Raw genomic sequence first — 18,144 nt, 5'->3', positions numbered from 1 at the left:
CAGAGGAGGTTTATTCGTTAAAAGTAAATGAAAACCGACAACCATTGCCCATCTGTGCCTAGTTTCATCTCTGCACCGAGAAGATGGCATAATTCCTCAGTGATATAAAGTCCTAAACCAGAGGATTCTTCAGTGTCTGATAGATTTTCAGAATAAAAACGGTTGCTGAGATTTTCTATTTTTTTAATGGGCTGTTTGACAAGATTTGCAATCTCTAAGACAAGTTGTTCCTTTTCCTTTTTCAAAGATAGACGCGCTTCTTCCTTGCCATGCTTGAGGACATTTCCAAGCAGATTTTGTAAAATTCGATCCAGCAACTCTTCATCAGTCCTCATTTTCAGACCAACTTCGACCTTAAAATCAAGCGTGATATTTGCCACTTGAAAAACATCATAATAAGCCAGAGTTTTTTTGGTGATAAAAGCTGAAAGATCCACTTCTTCCAGTTTCGGTTTGACAGCTCCTTCCATCAAACGACGATATTCTAGAAGAGCCTCCAAACGTTTGGAAACTAAATCAAGATGCTGGGATATTTTTTGTAAGGTTTCTGATTTGTCTTCAGGATTTTTTATCAATTGTTGGGTGTAGCCTGACGCGATAGTCAGAGGGGTCCGAATATCATGGGCGATATTGCTGATGGCCATATCCAGAGTCTGCTTTTCCCTTTTCATCACCAACCGAGATTGTTCTACTTCCTGAAATAAATTCTCAATCTGCTGGTAGAGATGTAAAAAATGTTTGGAAAAAATGCTGACTCCGACTCTTTTCATACTACCCGTGAGAATCTTGTCTTCAATCTGTTGACTCAGGTTTTTAAGTGCTAGATGGTAGCGAATCAATGCAATCGATAAAATAATTAAGAGTACCAGTAGGATAAAGATTATCATGTAGGTCATTGCTTGTCTCCTTTTAATCTTACCCCAACTCCCCAAATGGTTTCAATATATTCTTGATTTGGGTCAAGCTGGTTTAATTTTTTACGAAGATTACTCAAATGCGTATTGAGGGTATTATCTCCAGGTAGGTAGCTATCCTCCCAGACCAATTCATAAAGTTCTTCCTTGGTGAAAATTTTCTTAGGATGTTTGAGGAGAGTTTGGAGAATCAAGCATTCTTTCTTGGCAAGGCGAATCGTTTCCTGGTTATTTTTGATTTCAAAACTTTCCGCATCAAACTGGATATTTTTCAAGTTTTGTGGCAGATTTTCAGTTTTTACAATTTCCACAGGCTGTTTTTCTGCACTTTGGCGTAGTTGAACAGTAACTCTAGCAAAGACTTCGTCCAAATCAAAAGGTTTCACTATGTAATCATTGGCACCGTCTAAAAGGTATTGGCTGATAAGTTTTTTATCGCTCAAAGCCGTTAGCATAATGACTGGAATTTGACTTTGTTCCCTGATAGCTTTTAAAACCTGATCACCATTTTTCCCAGGAAGCATGATATCTAGCAAAACGAGTTCAATCCCACCTTGGTCAAAACGCATGATGCCTTCAGTTCCTGAAAAGGCTTGAATCACTTCATGCTCCTCAGTAAGAAGTGTTCGCAAAATCTCTTGAATGTCACTATTGTCTTCAATAACCAATATCCTAGCCATAAATACCAACCTTTCTGCAACTATTATAGCACGTTTTATTGATAAAGCTTAAACAGAAAAGCTTTTTCCTATTTTTCATTAGAATCGTGTTCATTAAAATCGTGCAACTTTTTTCAGATACTTTTAAAAGATTGATTTCCCTATATTTTTCCTTTATACTGGATAAAAAGGAGAATAGTATGTCAGAAACAAATCACGAAATCGATTCAAATTTTGCAGGTCGTTTAAATATCCTACGTGCGGGTGTTCTTGGTGCCAATGATGGAATTATTTCTATTGCTGGTGTTGTTATCGGGGTTGTCAGTGCTACCAGCAATATCTGGATTATCTTTTTATCAGGATTTGCAGCTATTTTGGCCGGAGCCTTTTCAATGGCTGGTGGAGAATATGTATCCGTTTCAACTCAAAAAGATACCGAGGAAGCAGCCGTTGCGCGTGAGAAACTCTTGCTAGACCAAGATATGGAACTAGCAAAAAAGTCTCTCTATGCTGCTTATATTCAAAATGGTGAGTGTGAAACATCAGCCCAACTTCTCACCAACAAAGCCTTTTTAAATAATCCGCTCAAGGCTTTGGTAGAGGAAAAATATGGGATTGAGTGTGAAGAGTTTACCAATCCTTGGCATGCTGCCATCTCTAGCTTTATTTCTTTTTTCCTTGGTAGCTTACCACCCATGCTTTCAATTACCATTTTCCCAAGTGAATACCGCATCCCTGCTACTGTCCTTATCGTCGGTGTGGCCCTTCTTCTCACTGGTTACACTAGTGCCAAACTTGGAAAAGCCCCAACCAAAACAGCTATGATTCGGAACCTTGTTATTGGCCTCTTGACCATGGGAGTTACCTTCCTGCTCGGACAACTTTTCAGCATTTAGAAGACAAGAAATACCTCGATTTTGAAGTCGAGGTATCTTTTTTTACATTTGCACAATCTTGCGATAACTTCTTGAAGTAATCATGAAAATCAGCACATAGGCGATGAGGAAGATAGCGCAGATAGACAAGGTCACAATCAACATCATATTCGTATCTATTACACCAATCACTTTTAAAATCAGACTAAGCATATGGTATGCAAAGGCTAGATGTATGAAGGCAAAAAGCAAAGGAAGGAAGAAAACAGTTAAAACCTGTTTGTTGATGGTTTGCTTGATTTGCTTTTGATCTAAACCAACTTTCTGCAAGATAATAAAGCGTTCACGGTCTTCATAGCCTTCAGAAATTTGTTTGTAGTAGATGACCAGAACGGTTCCGACCATAAAGATAATGGATAGGAAAATACCGATAAAGAAGACACCACCAAAGAGAGCACTCATCTGAGAACTAGCATCTGCTAGATTGCTACCATAAACATAGCTACCTTCCGTGTTTAATTGTGCATTAAATTGATCGAGGTATTTATCATACTCGTCAGCGACCTTGAGTTGTTCTTCTTCGCTGGCATTTACATTCATACCACCGTACAGCTGATTATAGATAGCCGAATCTGGGAATTGGTCTAAAAATGCTTGCAAATTAGGAACAACAAGGTAATTGTAATCAGTAGTAAAAATATTAAACTGATTTGGGACATGATTCACAATAAAATCTGTATTAAATTCTTCTTTGACAGAAAATTGATGGTTATTTAGAGTTAGAGCTTTCTGTCCTTTCAGTCCGTCATTTTTGGCAAAGAGACCGACCTCATTCCCAGATAGAGAAAGCTTTTGACCAGTCATATTTTCATAATCTTTTTGGTCAAATACCATGAAGACTGTTTTAGGTTGGACACGGTTTTGTCCTTTTTCAAAAATGGTTAACTTGGTTCCTTCTTGATTTGCAATACCAAAGTTACTGTAACGAAGAACTTCTTTCTCTTTGACACTATAACCTTTGTCACTTGCAAACTGGCTCAAGAGTTTGTCCAAATCTTCTTTTTCAACATTTTGTCCAGTAATGCCAAAGTCATGCGGATTCATCACTTTCTTAAAGGATTCTGAGGCATTGAAAATGCTTGTCGCGGCTGACATGGTTACCAAAACCATTGTTGACAAAATAGCGATTGTTGCTAGTCCAACCGCATTTTTCTTCATACGGAAAATCAAGTTGGACACTGAGATAAGGTTATTTGGTTGGTAATAGTATTTTTTGTTTTTCTTTAAAATTTGTAGGAAGACTGTAATCCCTGCATTAAACAAGAGATAGGTACCAATTATAACCAGCAAAACAGCTAGGAAGAAGGTTGTTAGGGCTGTAAGGGGATCTTTTACTGTAAGGGCAAGATAATAGCCAATCCCTAAACTAATGGAACCAAGAATGGTTTGAAGAGGTAGAAAACGACCTTTTTTCTCACCACTAGCTTTTTCACGGGAAAGCTGGAGGGCATTCATACGGGCGATTCGAAGGGCATTCAGGAACATGAGCCCTAGAAAAATCAAGCCAAAGACAACAAGTACTGTAATGACAACTTTCATCTGGAAGGTAGAAACCAGCTCAACCTTCAATTTCATCAGTTTGAGTAAGAAGGCGAAAATCAACTTGTCAAATAAGGCTCCAATACCGATTCCTGCTCCAACAGTTAGAATTCCAAATAGAACTAACTCCTTAAAGCTCATACTGATTAGATGGCGTTTCTCCAGACCCAGCATACCATAAATCCCCAGTTCCTTGGAACGGTTTTTCATAACAAAACTATTGGCATAAAGGACAATAATGGCTGACGCAAGTGTGACAATCACCATACCAAATCCTAGAGTAGCTTGGATAGTTTCCCCTCCACGAATTTCTGCAATCTTGGGATTGAAGGTTAGGGAATAAAAGAGATAGGTGACGGTGACTGCTAAGAGAACAGCCAGTGCAAAGGGATAGTAGAGTTTGCGGTTTTTAATCAAGTTCGATACCGCTAACTTATTGGTTAATCGAAACATACTAATTCACCTCGCTTGCCATGACAGTCAAGGTATCAGAGATCTCTTGGAACATCTGACGTTCTGTCTTCTCTCCACGGTAGATTTGGTTGTAAAGAATGCCGTCTTTGATAAAGAGTACACGTTTAGCCCTGCTAGCTGCTGCTGTTGAGTGGGTTACCATGAGAATGGTTTGGCCACGTTCGTTGATTTCATCAAAGACATCAAGTAAGGCTGCAGATGACTTGGAGTCAAGGGCTCCTGTTGGCTCGTCCGCAAGGAGAATTTCAGGTTCTGTGATGATGGCGCGGGCTACTGCTACACGCTGTTTTTGCCCACCTGAAATCTCGTAAGGGTACTTCTCTTGCAATTGGTTGATACCCAGATTCTCAGCTGTTACCACTAATTTCTTCATCATTTCCGTAATAGGTCTTCTTGACAAGACAAGCGGAAGCAAGATATTGTCTTTAACAGAGAGAGTATCTAGCAAGTTAAAGTCTTGGAAGACAAAGCCCAATTTTTCACGCCGGAAACTCGAAGCCTGTGAATTTTTGATGGTTGCGGTGTCAGTTCCATTCAAGTAAACCTGACCACGAGTCGGTTTATCCAGCATAGCTAGAATATTGAGTAAAGTTGATTTACCAGAACCAGACTCACCCATGATGGCAACGTAGTCACCTTTTTCCACGGTAAAGTGAATATCCTTGAGGGCCTCTACTTGGTTGCCCTGAAAACGAGTTTTATAAATTTTTTGAACGTGTTTTACATCTAAAAGTGTCATGAGAATTTCCTTTCTTAATATCCCATCAAATGAAATGTTTCTTGCATCATAGCGCATCCCAGCTGAACACGCTCGATATCTTTGTGACTTGGTTTTCTTGTTTTCTTCTGTAAGATTTGTTTCATGATGTTACTCCTTTGTTCTTTATGAGTCTAGTTTACATCAAAAAAAGACCGCTTGCCATAACCTAACCTTACAAAAGAGACTTTAATCTTACATTTTTGTAAGATTGGAGGGAATATACCCATTTCATTAAAAATATTTTACCATAAAAAGAAGGCAAGAAGAAAACCCTTGCAGATACAAGGGTTCAAAAATTTTAAAATAGATTAGTCGAATTCATAGACTAACAGTAAAATAACTGTTTCTACCTCACCAAAACCAGCCTTCATTGTCGTCAATTGCTTGTGCTTCTTTGCGTTTTCGTGGGCCTGTTCCGTACATTTCTGCTTCGATTTCTTCTTTGGTTGGCATGATAGAAGCTAGGATGATATAGATAATCACACCAAGTCCAAAGTTTGCGACTGTAAAAATGGCAAACAAGAAACGAACAAGGGTAACATCAAAGTTCCATTTGTCTGCTAGACCTGCCAGAACTCCTGAAATCATGCGATTTCGTCTCATTTTATAAAATTTACTGTTCATGGTATTACCTCTTTCTACTAGGTTAGACTTAGTATATCATGGGTAGGCTCGGCTTTCATCAGTCCTCAGGCTGATTTATCAGTAGCAATTTACCTCGACAAAGTCCACAGCGATAGCGTTTGGTATCAATCCTCCGCTTGCGCTGATAAGTTTGCTGGCAGGATTGGCAACGATAGAGCTTGATTGGCTTGGAGTTGCTATTGGGCAAGGTTGGCACAAAGCGTAACCCATCCACCGCTTTCAACAGTTCCTTAAAATCCCGATCTTTATGTTGATAGCCCTTCCCTTGAAAATAGAGGTGATAATGACATAGTTCATGTCGGACAATTTTCCTAAAAACGTCTAAACCAAGTTCCTGATAAACCTTAGGATTAAAATCCAAATGCCCATCTTTGGGAAAAAATCGCCCACCTGTCGAACGTAGACGAGAATTCCACTGGGCTTGATGGATAAAAGGTCTGCCGAAGTCTTCTAGTGAAACCTGCTTAACGTAATCAGTCAGTTTCATTTGGAGCGAGGAGCGACAGATTGACTTTTTCACGTTCAGTATCAATTTTCTTAACCCAGACTGTCACCAAATCACCAACAGATACCACTTGGCTGGGATGTTTGATAAATTTGCGACTCATGTGGGAAATATGAATCAAACCGTCCTCATGAATCCCAATATCAACGAAGGCACCGAAATCAACGACGTTACGCACCACACCTTCTAGCTTCTGGCCGACAACAAGATCCTTGATATCCAGTACATCTTGACGGAGAACTGGAGCATCAAAGGAATCACGGAAATCTCGACCTGGTTTGAGAAGGTCTGCAATGATATCTTTAAGAGTTTCTGGACCAAGGTCTAGCTCTTGCGCTATTTCCTTGACTGAAAGGGACTTGAGTTTACTTTGGGCTTCTTCATTCAGATCCTTGATATCCAAGCGTTTGAAGAGTTCCTTAACAGCAGCGTAATTTTCTGGGTGAACTCCTGTATTATCAAGGATATTGCTACTTTCAGGAATACGAAGGAAACCAGCTGCCTGCTCAAAGGCCTTGGCTCCCAGACGAGGAACTTTCTTGATTTGGGCGCGTGAAGTGATTTTTCCTTCTTCTTCACGATACTTGACGATATTTTCAGAAATGGTTTTATTGAGTCCAGCGACATGGGAAAGAAGAGCTGGGCTAGCTGTATTAACATTGACACCGACTTGGTTAACCACTGTATCGACGACAAAGTCCAGACTTTCAGACAGTTTTTTCTGACTGACATCGTGCTGGTACTGTCCGACGCCGATTGACTTAGGATCGATTTTGACCAATTCCGCAAGGGGATCTTGCAAACGACGGGCGATAGAAATAGCTGAGCGTTTTTCAACGGTCAAGTCTGGAAACTCCTGACGAGCAAGTTCGCTGGCAGAATAGACCGAAGCACCACTTTCATTTACGATAACATAGCTGACTTCTGGAAACTCTTTGAGAACTTCCGCCACAAAAGCTTCACTTTCCCGACTGGCAGTTCCATTTCCGATAGCAATAATTTCCACCCTGTACTGACCAATCAAGTCCGCCAAATCTTTCTTGGCTTCTTCGATTTGACGAGCTGAGGCTGGTTTGACTGGATAGATGACTTGAGTCGTCAGCATTTTTCCTGTAGCATCCACGACAGCTAGTTTGGCACCTGTACGAAAGGCAGGGTCAAATCCAAGAACCACGCGCCCTTTCAGCGGAGCAACCAAGAGGAGATTGCGCAGATTGTCAGAAAAAAGTTGGATGGCTCCTTCTTCCGCTTTCTCAGTCAATTCTGTCCGAATACGTCGCTCGATAGCAGGCAAAACTTTTTTCTTAACAGATTGCTGAACGACTTCATCAATATAGGCATTTTTCACCTTGAAACGAGCAGCAAAGAAAGCTAGAATACGGTCCGTCGCATGTTCAAAACCGACTTTCAAGACACCAAGTTTCTCCCCACGATTGAGGGCTAAAGTACGATAGCCTTGCATATTTCCAACTGTCTCAGAAAAATCATAGTAAATCTGAAAAACCTGCTTTTCATCAAGACTTTCATCCTTGGCTTGAGAAGTGAGTTTAGAGTGTCTCAGAACCTCCTGATAAGTCATGGAACGCAAGGTCACATCTTCCGATAAGGCTTCGACCAAGATATCAACTGCACCAGCTAAAGCTTCTTTGCTACTCGCAAATCCTTCACAGACAAACTTTTCAGCCTCTTTCTCTAAGTCAGTTACATTCTGCAAAATCAAGCGAGCAAGTGGGAAGAGTCCAGCTTCACGGGCAATGGTTGCCTTGGTCCGACGTTTTTCCTTGTATGGAAGATAGAGTTCTTCTACATCAGCTAGTTTTTCGGCAGCTAAGATAGCTTCTTCCAATTCCTTAGTCAGCTTGCCTTGCTCTTGAATCTTAGCTAAAACAGCTTCCTTACGGTCGTTGAGATTTGTCAGACTCTTATCCAAGTCGATAATGGCCTTAATTGCCACCTCATCCAGACTACCAGTCATGTCCTTGCGATAACGCGCGATAAAGGGAATAGTAGCCCCTTCAGCTGTCAAACTTAGAACGGTATCAATTTGCTTTAACGTCACTCCCAAATCCTGGGAGATTTTTTCATATTTTTTATCCATGAATCTATTATACCATAAGCTAAACGTTTCAAATTAACTCGTAGAACATTTAAAAAATATGTAGGGAATAGATTTATATGCTATAGAGCAATAACTTGTACTTATAGAGCATTGCCGCCTTTTTTTAACCAAGCCATGATATCAAAAGTATTTAATGGATCAGACATAATAGCCAGTTCTGGAAGATGTTCCTGACCTGGAATAACACATTGACTTTTCAAGTTTTTATATGGACGATTGACTAAAATTAATTTATTAGAATAGGGAAGATTATCCATCTTACTTAGAATTTCTTCACTAGCTGAATCTTTATTATCAAATTTAAAATAAATATTATCCCAATTTATACGTTTTTTTCTTTTTTCCCACTTAGTTCGTGCTTCTTCAATACTAGAATAATGTAGAAAATGAATATCTATATCTCCTAAATGTCCCAAAGGATAAACTTCATGAGTCCAGCTCGGTGAAATAAGTTCCTCTTCGAAAACAAGTTCTTGTTCCATATAGTACCGAAAATCCTTTGTAAGTTTATAATAATCATCAGGAAGAATAAATAAACCAACAAAAGGTGTTCTATATTGAAAACCAAGTTGTTTATAAATTAATCCTCCAACACAATTATTACTTATAATCGTGAAATCTAATCTATCAAGGTCAAGAAAAGGGAAAATTCCTTTCTCTGCAGCTATCAACTTATGATAAACAATTTCAGAATCTAAATGTTCACCGTCATTTTTTAACCAAGCACTAAAATTTGCCAATTCTTGAATATATTGTCTTTTCGCTATTTCTATATCATAGTTTTCTAAGACGACGCAATCTTTTATTCTATTTTCATAATTTTCTAATATGATTTTATAGGAATCTTTGAGAGGTTTAACATCTACAACAGGTTTATAGATATATGTCGGTAAATTAATATAGGTTGCAGTTTTAGATTGAATATAAAGTCTCCAAATAAGGTTATTTATATCAAATTGATTTATTTTTCGTAAAAGTTTACTATTGAATAATTTTCCGAACAATGAGCAATATTGTTTTCTAATTCGATGATCTGTATCATCCATCTTTTCTAAAACTTGAACATTCGTTAAGTTTTTTGTCAACCAATTATCACCCCAAGGATAAAAGTAAAATACTCCATCAACCAAATCAGCAAAATTACCAAGAACAACATCAGAATCAGATAATTTTATCGCATGATACATCTTTTCAAATGTCCAATCAAATAATGAATCATTTGATGATAGAAACGTAATATAATCTCCCGTAATCATATCAGACAACTCAGCAAAAGAATTCTCACCTATAATCTTAATATCAAGTGCTAGATCTATCTGTTGGCTAATGGAATCTATTTCCTCTGTGGATTGGTTTACAATAATAACTTCTATATCTTTTAATGTTTGTCTATCCACTATTGATAAAGACTCTAATAAACTATTTCTGTCTCCTTGGTGTAACAAAATAACACTAATTGAGTCAGTCAATTTGACTACCTCCTATAATTTTCTGATAATGATTTTCTTTTATTTAATTATAGCACAATTATAGTGTACATCATGTGATATCAAGCTGTATTATTTATTAGCTACTCAATTTGAAATTTTAACTTTTCCCTTTTCCTCAAAATAATAGTATAATAGAGGTAGAATTTAGAATCGAGGTATACCTATGGCTGTAAAATTTACAAAACGAGACGACTTGGACAAGATGTTTGAAGAGTTTGCCAAACTCCCTGATTTGAAACAAGTTACTTTCCCTGATGACAAAGAGAAAAAAGCCAAAGCAGAAAAGAAAAACTAGATGACTGCTTTCCAACAACTCCCTTCTAGTGTGCTTCAGACTGGGGCTATTTTTCTCTCTATAATCATTGAAGCACTACCCTTCGTTCTGATAGGAAGTATTGTTTCAGGGTTGATTGAGGTTTATATCACACCTGACAAGGTTTATCATTTTCTCCCTCGAAATCGTTGGGGGAGAATCTTTTTTGGGACCTTTGTCGGGATGCTTTTCCCCTCTTGTGAATGTGGAATTGTCCCCATTATCAATCGTTTTCTGGAAAAAAAGGTTCCCAGTTACACAGCCGTTCCCTTTCTTGTGACTGCACCAGTTATCAATCCCATTGTTCTTTTTGCGACCTATTCTGCCTTTGGCAATTCCTTCCACATCGCCCTGTTACGAGCTCTGGGATCCATTGTAGTGGCTGTGATACTAGGAATTTTTTTAGGATTTTTCTGGCAAGAACCCATTCAAAAAGAAAATCGTCTGGCCTGTCATGAGCATGATTTTTCTCACTTGACTCCTGCAAAAAAAGTTTTTCAGGTCTTTGTGCAAGCTATTGATGAATTTTTTGATACGGGATGTTACTTGGTATTTGGCTGTCTCTTTGCCTCTGTTATACAGGTCTACGTTCCTACACGCATTCTGACCTCTATCAGTGCGACCCCTCTTTTTGCCATCCTGCTCTTGATGCTTTTGGCCTTTCTTCTTTCGCTCTGTAGTGAGGCGGATGCCTTTATCGGTGCTTCTCTTCTCTCGAGTTTCGGTTTGGCACCAGTTCTGGCCTTTCTCGTGATTGGCCCAATGCTGGATATCAAAAATATTCTCATGATGAAAAATTACTTGAAAGCACGATTTATCAGTCACTTCATAACGATTGTAACTCTGGTCGTTTTAGTCTATTCTCTCTTGATTGGAGTCATCCTATGATTCGATTTTTAGTTTTAGCTGGCTATTTTGAATTGACTATTTATCTCCATCTGTCCGGAAAATTAAACCAGTACATCAACATGCACTATTCCTATCTGGCCTATATTTCCATGGTGCTTTCCTTTATCTTGGCAATCGTCCAGCTGTATATCTGGATGAAGCAAGTCAAAACCCACAGTCATCTGAATAGCCGATTAGCTAAAGGAACTAGTATTGCTCTTCTTGCCATTCCAATTGTCGTCGGTTTAACTTTTCCAACTGTTAGCTTGGATTCTCAGACCGTTTCAGCCAAAGGCTATCATTTCCCCTTATCGGAAGGAACGGATCAAGCCATTCAGACAATTGAAGGTACGACAAGCCAATATTTGAAACCAGATACCAGTTCTTATTTTTCAAAAGCAGCTTATGAAAAGGAAATGCGAACTGCGGCGGATAAATACTTGTCCCAAGATAGTATTCAGATCACTAATGAAAACTATATGGAAGTCATGGAGGCTATCTACGACTATCCAGATGAATTCGAGGGCAAGACAGTCCAGTTTACAGGCTTTGTCTATAACGACCCCAGTCATGCCAATAGCCAATTTCTGTTCCGCTTCGGCATTATCCATTGTATCGCGGATTCTGGTGTCTATGGATTACTGACCAAGGGAAATACCCGTCAGTATGAGAATAACACCTGGATAACAGCCAAAGGAAAACTGGTCAATCGCTACCATAAAGAACTCAAACAAAACCTCCCAACCTTGGAAATCGATAGCTTTACCAAAGTCGATAAACCAGAGAATCCCTATGTGTATCGCGTGTTTTAAAAGAATAAAAAGACAAAACGAACAAGTTCTCTTCTGAATGATAGAAAAAGAGCCTGTTCGTTTTTTGTTATCTGAGTATTAATGATTTGTAGATTTAAATCTTATACCATTTCAAGCAATATAAGTAGCTCATTGAGAATAATCGAGCCACTCATTAATCATACTAGCGATTTCTTTGGGTGCTTCAGTATAAACTTCATGGCTAACGTTCTCTAGAAAAATAGTATCAAAATAGTCTGGCAATTCTTTTAAGGCTTCCTCTCTCCATGTAGCTCCATTGGAATAGCAAGGACTGATAAACAAGGTATCTCCCACTTCTCTTTTAAAAGCTTGTATTTTCCTCCGTAGGCTGAGTATCGCTTCTATATTTTCATAATTTATAGATAACTCATATCTATTATACTCAGAACTCCAGTGATAGGACTGTCTTACGGCTTTCTCCATATTTTCTGACCAATGCTTTGCTTCGGATTTTTCTTTAGAAATAAGAAGATTTAAGTCCGAAATGACTTGAGATTCAATATAGTTTTTAGTTTCCTCTAACTCTGTATCTAAAGGTAAAATCTTATCTAAATCTAGATAGCCACCATCCAAAAGAATCAGTTTTGTCACTTCATAAAATTCCGATGCAAGATAACGCGCCAAATCTCCTCCAAGAGAATGGCCTATCAGACAAATAGATTCTTCCTCTTCTATCGATTTTTTAAACCATGATTTCAATTCTGTCTCATCTCGAAGATGCTTTTCATATGGATTTAGAAAATAAATCTGCGAATTTAGTTCTTGAAAAAAATCCTTGCTATGATAGACATTGCTTCCCAAACCGCCAATAAAATATTTTTTCATTCTCTACTTAATACTATGCTTATTCATCTTTTGTTCAAAGATAGTCGTGATAATCTGACGCAATTCTTCTCTTTCTTTTTCAGGAATTTCACCACTTGTTTGAGCTGCAGCGTAGAGTTCAGGGTGTTCAATTGAAATGCGTTTAATCGTGCGTGTCGTAGCATGCTTTCTGACAAAAAACGGGATTCGCTTAATCAAGTCTTGTGGTACTAGTGCAAGAATCTTCTCAGCAGTTTCCTTATCACTAATCTTAGACGTCGTAAGCCCCTTATTAATCATTTCCTGTTCTTTTTCTGTAAAATCTTTTAATTCCATTCGATAAATCCTCCTATTTTCTCTATGTTAAATTATATACCAATTGTAGCAAGACGACAAATAGTCTGTTTATAAAATCTTCTCTATACTACAATTTTCCTGTCACTCTTAATTGCTCTTTAATGAAAAATCACAAATCCATTTAGAGAGATCACAAGCTGATTTTCCAATTCTTGGCAATTATTTGCTAGTGATACTGCTTCTTTCTCTACAATATAATCTTCTTTTGATTGGTTAAAGATAGCTTTAAGGATCCGGCCTTCGTATGTCCATTCCAGAGCTACTAGATCTGGTTTGATTTCTTGAAGACCATATTTGCCATGCTGAATAATTGCTGACGCGTGTTTGCGAATCTTGATTAGTTTCTTCATGAAATTCAGCATATCATTGGTACTTGATACGCGTTCCCAAGGCATACAACGACGACAATCTGGGTCTGGACCGCCAGTCAAAGCTAGCTCTGTTCCGTAATAAATGCAGGGTGTTCCTTTTTGTAAAAAGAGAAAGGCTAAGGCTGATTTAACCAGTTGAACGTCTTCATTTGCCGTCCACAGGATTCGCTCTGTATCATGTGAATCCAAGAGATTAAACATAACCTCTGAAATCTGCTGTTTGTAATACATAGATTGACCATTGATTTCATTGATGAACTGTTCCGTCTTCTTAATACCTCGTAAAAAATACTCCTTGATGCTATCAGATAAAGGATAATTCATGACCGCATGGAACTCATCTCCATTTAGCCAAGGCTGAGACGTATGCCAGACTTCTCCTAGGATATAAAGATCAGGCTTTTTAGCTAAAACTGCCTTACGAAAATCCTTCCAGAACTGATGGTCAATCTCATTAGCCACATCCAAACGCCAAGCATCAATATCAAACTCTTCAATCCAATAAGTCGCAACCTTTAAAAGATACTCCTTGACCTCTGGATTGACTGTATTTAGCTTAGGCATATAGTCCTCGAAACCAAAAGCATGATAAGGCAACTCTCTCTTGTTGGCTAGTTTTTCAGTTGTCACTGGGAATTGTTGAATATGGAACCAATTCTTATAGGAAGACTGTTCACCATTTTTGACAACATCTTGCCATTGAGGCGATTGCGAACCAATATGGTTAAATACAGCATCCAGCATGATTTTCATACCACGCTGATGAGCTTGCTCGACCAGCTCCCGAAAGGTCTCCTTGTCTCCAAAATGACGGTCAATTTCAAAGTAATCTGTCGTATTGTACTTATGATTGCTCGTAGATTCAAAAATCGGACAAAGATATAGTCCAGTAATGCCCAAGTCTTGCAAGTAATCCAGATGGTCAATAATCCCCTGTAAATCACCACCAAAGAAATCATCACTTTTAGGTGTGATAGAGGAATCCCAGTCTAATGTCCCTTCTGGGTTTAATAGAGCATTTCCATTAGCAAATCTCTCAGGAAATATCTGATACCATACCGTGTCTGAAACCCAGTCGGGAACCTGACAGGCATCGATCTCATGAATATAAGGCAACTTAAAGCCATTACCAATAGCATGAAGATTTTCTAGAGAATTTTCCACACACCCTTTATCGCCATACAAAATACTTTGGCCTTCTGTATCCTTGAGTTCAAAGAGATACTGGATACGTGCAAAGTCGACGGACACTTCAACCTGCCAATGGTCAAATAAGGCATCAGAAGTTATCTTGGCCATTTTCTTTGTATCCTGATAAAACTCCTCCATAAAGATAAAAGGATCCCCATAATGCAAGTTGATGCTTTCAATATCCCCTTTCTTAGTTCGAATCCGAATATGGAGTTTCTTATCCTTATAAAGATAGGCGAACTCTGACTCAGGCCTATGGTAAATAGCGCTTAATTCCATCAATTTGGCTCCTAAATTTTTAATCGATTTTTACGCAAACGTTTTCAAAGTTAATAAATCCAGTATACTATTTTTGTAAATTATTTGCAAGGAATGTCCGTTCTTAAAAGAACTATATTTTAAAGTATACAAAAAGCCTTAAAAAAGGCTTTCTCTATATACTAATCCTCTTTCGGTTTTGAAAATACTTCTACTCGCTGAGCTAGGACTTTGATTTCTACAGGTAGGTTATCCGATTTATCACCGTCAACATCTGACTCCAATTCACTATCTGAAGAGATCTTAATATTACGCGCTTTGATATACTCGATATTATCATTTGCAACAACATCCCCTTTTAGTAAATCAGGAATAACGGATAATTTAGAGAATATTGAAGCATCTTTCAGAATCAAAATGTTAGCATAGCCATCTTTGTTTTCTTCAAAGATTTTTTTGTCAGCGAAGTAATTTGTCAAGAGAACCAAAACATGGCTAGCTTCACCAACATAATTTCCATTCTCTGTCTCCACCTTAATGTTAAAGACCTGATCCGTCATGACAGACTTCATGGTATTTACAGCATAGGCTAGAATACCGAATTTTGTCTTGTCCTCGATTTCAACATTGTGAATCGCTTCAGGAAGAGAACCGATACTAAAGATATAGCCAAAATAATTGTCATTCGCTTTACCGATATCAATCTTATTGGTTAAATCAAAATCCAGTTCATCAATAGCGCCATCGATGTCTTGATTGATTTCCAATAGTTTTGTAATGAGGTTACCCGTACCGCCAGGGATAATCCCTAACTTAGGAATGTAGTCTCTCTCAGCAATACCCGAAATGACTTCGTTGACAGTCCCATCTCCACCAAACACAACCACTGCATCGTACTGCTCACGAGAAGCTTCCTCAGCAAAATGTGTTGCATCCAGCGCTTTTTCGGTAATTTTGGTTTCTACGTGCTCAAAGTATTCTTTTGCTTTATTCTCCAGCTTTTCTTTGTAATCCAAAGCCTTCTCGCCACCAGAAGTAGGGTTGATAATTACCATTGCTTTTTTCATTAATATTCTCCTCAATATTCGTTAGAAATCTTTATATTTCATTATATGAAACTAAATGTAACCCTATTATACAATGAAAACTCAGAAAAAAGAAATATAACGTACTGGAGATTAATACGCTTTTATTCTATTTTCCCATCGTCTAACTACATCCTTTAAGGGGTCATCTAAGTAAGAAAAGGCCTTTTCCTTGATTAAATCAGGAATTCCGTAAGCTGCCTAGGCAATGCTACCAGTTACTGCAGCAAGTGTATCACTGTCGCCACCAAAGGAAATGGCATTTTTACTTACCATACTCTTTTATTTTGTCAGCATATTCAGTCAAAAGATTCTTTGAATAAACTTTTTCATTCTTTGAGTCTCGGACTTCTTTCCAAAGAATAGAAGCTACTTTTAGTTTGTTCGAGTAGGTTCGACTATTTTCGTCTGCACAGAAATCCTTTAAAAACTGATTCCATTGACAAACCGAATGATCATACTTAGCATAATCTGAATTTCCATAATAGACTTTTAGCATATCTTGGATTGTAAAACTCAAATCATTTTCTCTTTTTACTTTTCTCCAAGCTGTAGCCATATCAGCAGTAAATTTAAATGGCGAAACACCTGTTAAAGTTGAGAAATATTCTCTAAAGTGAGTGTTAAAAGAGAATCCACATTCAAACAAGGCTGTATCTAAGCTAATAACTTCTACTTGTTTCTTTTTCCTTTTTATTGATGATTTTTTAATCAAATTACCCTTAAAGTACTGCTCAATAATATCATTTAGTTCCTGTTTTGTCCCTCTATATTCAAGTCCTAATGACTTGCATATCTGTGAAAGTTCATCACGATACCAATAGTATTTATTAAACTCATCAAAGGATGCGATTTTATCAAACTCAGGTCTGCTTTCTATCAATATAACACCTCCTTAAAACCAATTTAGGTTGTCATCTCAAAATAATGGAGTTTTAGTTTCTTTATTCTGAGGATTAGCTACGTTTCGCTAACAAACTCACACACTCAGCGGTTCGAACTTACCGTATTATCTGTAAAAAAGCAGTCTTTCCAAAATAAAGGAAAGGTACTTCGTTTTGATATTGTTCCATTCGTAAACTGAACCTACAATATCTCCAATAATTGCTCCTAGCATCCGTTTCCTCCTTATGACATTTCAGATTCGTTACACATTTCTAATGAATCACTCTTTAAAAATGGCACCACCAAATCAATCCACTCATAAGGCAGGTAAGCTGATAAATAACCGTGGTTATACCCCTTTGCTTCATACCAAATTGTATTTGAATGTAGCTGATGAAATAATTTCGCTGATTCTTTCACACAGTTCAATTCTTTTTCACCATAGATATACAAAACCTGAGCCTTGCTAGCAGAAATCATATCTTTCAGCTTGTAACATCCCATATAGTTTTTGTAAATTGTCACCAATGTTTTGACAGGCGTCCTTGGCAAATCTTCCAAATAATAAGCTTTTATTTCCTCTGGATAAGCCAGTTTAGGATAGAGTTTGTTCATCATGCTTAACTGAAGTTTACAAGAGAATTTATTGAACATCAGTTTACCAAATAGAGACACTAGAAAGATGCTGATTTTAGCTAAACTTGGTTGAGGAATACAGAGGCTTCCGTCTATGATGGCCTTCTCAGCAATTTCACTGTCTAAAGACAAAAGCTCCATGGCAATTTGACCACCAAGTGAAACACCACCAATCGCAAACAATTTCCCACCACAGTTTGCTTTGATATAGTCTAGAATCTCCAAAGCAGAATCTTCAGTAGAAACATAATCAAGTTGATATTCTTCGCCGTGGCCATTCAAGGTGGGTAGAATGACACGATACTCCACCGACAAGATACGTGCTTGACGAAGATAATTCCACCAAGAACTGCCGCCACCGTGTATTAGTAAGATAGGAGGTAAATTCTTATCCCCAAATTCATGGAATTTCATGTTTAAACTCCTTACTGTAGAACTTTCACTAGCTAGTTTTCCTTGTTCAATCAGCTCTTAAAAGCAGTA

The 18,144-nt window shown here is 38.0% G+C and carries 18 protein-coding genes and 2 pseudogenes; 4 read left to right on the top strand and 16 right to left on the bottom strand.

Annotated features, from left to right (window positions below):
- Nucleotides 1–17: 17 nt before the first annotated feature.
- Both OCF96_RS01025 and OCF96_RS01020 read right to left on the bottom strand, forming a co-directional pair.
- Complete coding sequence (locus tag OCF96_RS01025) at nucleotides 18–896, bottom strand: sensor histidine kinase (protein WP_261445168.1); 879 nt, start codon at nucleotides 894–896, stop codon at nucleotides 18–20.
- Nucleotides 893–1,594: a response regulator transcription factor gene (locus OCF96_RS01020; protein WP_112443585.1), complete on the bottom strand. Its 702-nt coding sequence runs from the start codon at nucleotides 1,592–1,594 to the stop codon at nucleotides 893–895. Before OCF96_RS01020 ends, OCF96_RS01025 begins: the two co-directional genes overlap by 4 nt.
- A gap of 179 nt (nucleotides 1,595–1,773) precedes the next feature.
- On the opposite strand from OCF96_RS01020, the gene OCF96_RS01015 reads away from it, so the two are divergent.
- Nucleotides 1,774–2,469, top strand: a complete 696-nt coding sequence (locus OCF96_RS01015; RefSeq protein WP_261445164.1) for a VIT1/CCC1 transporter family protein — start codon at nucleotides 1,774–1,776, stop codon at nucleotides 2,467–2,469.
- 42 nt (nucleotides 2,470–2,511) lie between these two features.
- On the opposite strand, the gene OCF96_RS01010 is transcribed toward OCF96_RS01015, so the two are convergent.
- From OCF96_RS01010 to OCF96_RS00985, 6 genes are all read right to left on the bottom strand, one after another.
- A complete protein-coding gene (locus OCF96_RS01010; RefSeq protein WP_261445163.1) occupies nucleotides 2,512–4,500 on the bottom strand; it encodes an ABC transporter permease in 1,989 nt (662 codons plus the stop codon).
- A 1-nt stretch (nucleotide 4,501) separates the two neighbouring features.
- Nucleotides 4,502–5,260, bottom strand: coding sequence for an ABC transporter ATP-binding protein (locus OCF96_RS01005; protein WP_000173372.1), 759 nt, complete (start codon nucleotides 5,258–5,260; stop codon nucleotides 4,502–4,504).
- A 372-nt stretch (nucleotides 5,261–5,632) separates the two neighbouring features.
- Nucleotides 5,633–5,905 carry a PspC domain-containing protein gene (locus OCF96_RS01000; protein ID WP_084949699.1) on the bottom strand — a complete coding sequence of 91 codons (273 nt, stop codon included), beginning with the start codon at nucleotides 5,903–5,905 and terminating at the stop codon, nucleotides 5,633–5,635.
- 58 nt (nucleotides 5,906–5,963) lie between these two features.
- On the bottom strand, nucleotides 5,964–6,413 hold the full coding sequence (locus OCF96_RS00995; RefSeq protein ID WP_261067493.1) for a SprT family protein: 450 nt from the start codon (nucleotides 6,411–6,413) through the stop codon (nucleotides 5,964–5,966).
- Nucleotides 6,400–8,529 (bottom strand): Tex family protein, encoded by a 2,130-nt coding sequence (locus OCF96_RS00990; protein WP_261445159.1) that lies wholly within the window; start codon nucleotides 8,527–8,529, stop codon nucleotides 6,400–6,402. The genes OCF96_RS00995 and OCF96_RS00990 overlap by 14 nt, the downstream gene beginning before the upstream one ends.
- 101 nt (nucleotides 8,530–8,630) lie before the next feature.
- The gene (locus tag OCF96_RS00985) at nucleotides 8,631–9,947 is read right to left on the bottom strand and encodes a DUF1919 domain-containing protein (RefSeq protein WP_261047801.1); all 1,317 of its coding nucleotides are present in this window, start codon (nucleotides 9,945–9,947) and stop codon (nucleotides 8,631–8,633) included.
- Nucleotides 9,948–10,203: 256 nt separating this feature from the next.
- Here OCF96_RS00985 and OCF96_RS00980 point away from each other — a divergent pair, with 256 nt between their 5' ends.
- The 3 genes from OCF96_RS00980 to OCF96_RS00970 are packed head-to-tail and all read left to right on the top strand — an operon-like array spanning nucleotide 10,204 to nucleotide 12,053.
- On the top strand, nucleotides 10,204–10,335 hold the full coding sequence (locus OCF96_RS00980) for an SPJ_0845 family protein (protein ID WP_000268685.1): 132 nt from the start codon (nucleotides 10,204–10,206) through the stop codon (nucleotides 10,333–10,335).
- A complete protein-coding gene (locus tag OCF96_RS00975) occupies nucleotides 10,336–11,241 on the top strand; it encodes a permease (RefSeq protein WP_261445157.1) in 906 nt (301 codons plus the stop codon).
- Nucleotides 11,238–12,053, top strand: a complete 816-nt coding sequence (locus tag OCF96_RS00970) for a TIGR03943 family putative permease subunit (protein ID WP_261445155.1) — start codon at nucleotides 11,238–11,240, stop codon at nucleotides 12,051–12,053. The genes OCF96_RS00975 and OCF96_RS00970 overlap by 4 nt, the downstream gene beginning before the upstream one ends.
- 129 nt (nucleotides 12,054–12,182) lie before the next feature.
- On the opposite strand, the gene OCF96_RS00965 is transcribed toward OCF96_RS00970, so the two are convergent.
- From OCF96_RS00965 to OCF96_RS00930, 8 genes and pseudogenes are all read right to left on the bottom strand, one after another.
- A complete protein-coding gene (locus tag OCF96_RS00965; protein ID WP_261445154.1) occupies nucleotides 12,183–12,899 on the bottom strand; it encodes an alpha/beta hydrolase in 717 nt (238 codons plus the stop codon).
- 3 nt (nucleotides 12,900–12,902) lie between these two features.
- Complete coding sequence (locus OCF96_RS00960) at nucleotides 12,903–13,214, bottom strand: hypothetical protein (protein ID WP_261445152.1); 312 nt, start codon at nucleotides 13,212–13,214, stop codon at nucleotides 12,903–12,905.
- Between the two features lie 119 nt (nucleotides 13,215–13,333).
- Complete coding sequence (locus OCF96_RS00955; protein WP_261445150.1) at nucleotides 13,334–15,076, bottom strand: glycoside hydrolase family 13 protein; 1,743 nt, start codon at nucleotides 15,074–15,076, stop codon at nucleotides 13,334–13,336.
- A 161-nt stretch (nucleotides 15,077–15,237) separates the two neighbouring features.
- Nucleotides 15,238–16,122 carry a diacylglycerol/lipid kinase family protein gene (locus tag OCF96_RS00950; RefSeq protein ID WP_261445148.1) on the bottom strand — a complete coding sequence of 295 codons (885 nt, stop codon included), beginning with the start codon at nucleotides 16,120–16,122 and terminating at the stop codon, nucleotides 15,238–15,240.
- A 111-nt stretch (nucleotides 16,123–16,233) separates the two neighbouring features.
- Nucleotides 16,234–16,407, bottom strand: a pseudogene (locus OCF96_RS00945) (ADP-ribosylglycohydrolase family protein); the annotation flags it as partial.
- Entirely contained in the window at nucleotides 16,406–17,023 is a 618-nt protein-coding gene (locus OCF96_RS00940; RefSeq protein ID WP_004254379.1) for an SAP domain-containing protein, read from the bottom strand. The gene OCF96_RS00940 and the pseudogene OCF96_RS00945, both read right to left, overlap by 2 nt.
- A gap of 119 nt (nucleotides 17,024–17,142) precedes the next feature.
- A pseudogene (locus OCF96_RS10280) lies at nucleotides 17,143–17,257 on the bottom strand (ADP-ribosylglycohydrolase family protein); the annotation flags it as partial.
- Between the two features lie 11 nt (nucleotides 17,258–17,268).
- Complete coding sequence (locus OCF96_RS00930; protein WP_261445133.1) at nucleotides 17,269–18,075, bottom strand: alpha/beta hydrolase; 807 nt, start codon at nucleotides 18,073–18,075, stop codon at nucleotides 17,269–17,271.
- Nucleotides 18,076–18,144: the final 69 nt, after the last annotated feature.

Source organism: Streptococcus mitis, from assembly GCF_946190065.1.
GTDB lineage: Bacteria > Bacillota > Bacilli > Lactobacillales > Streptococcaceae > Streptococcus > Streptococcus mitis_DE.
Note: the sequence above shows the minus strand (reverse complement) of the source record. Positions and strands in the feature narration are given on the sequence as shown.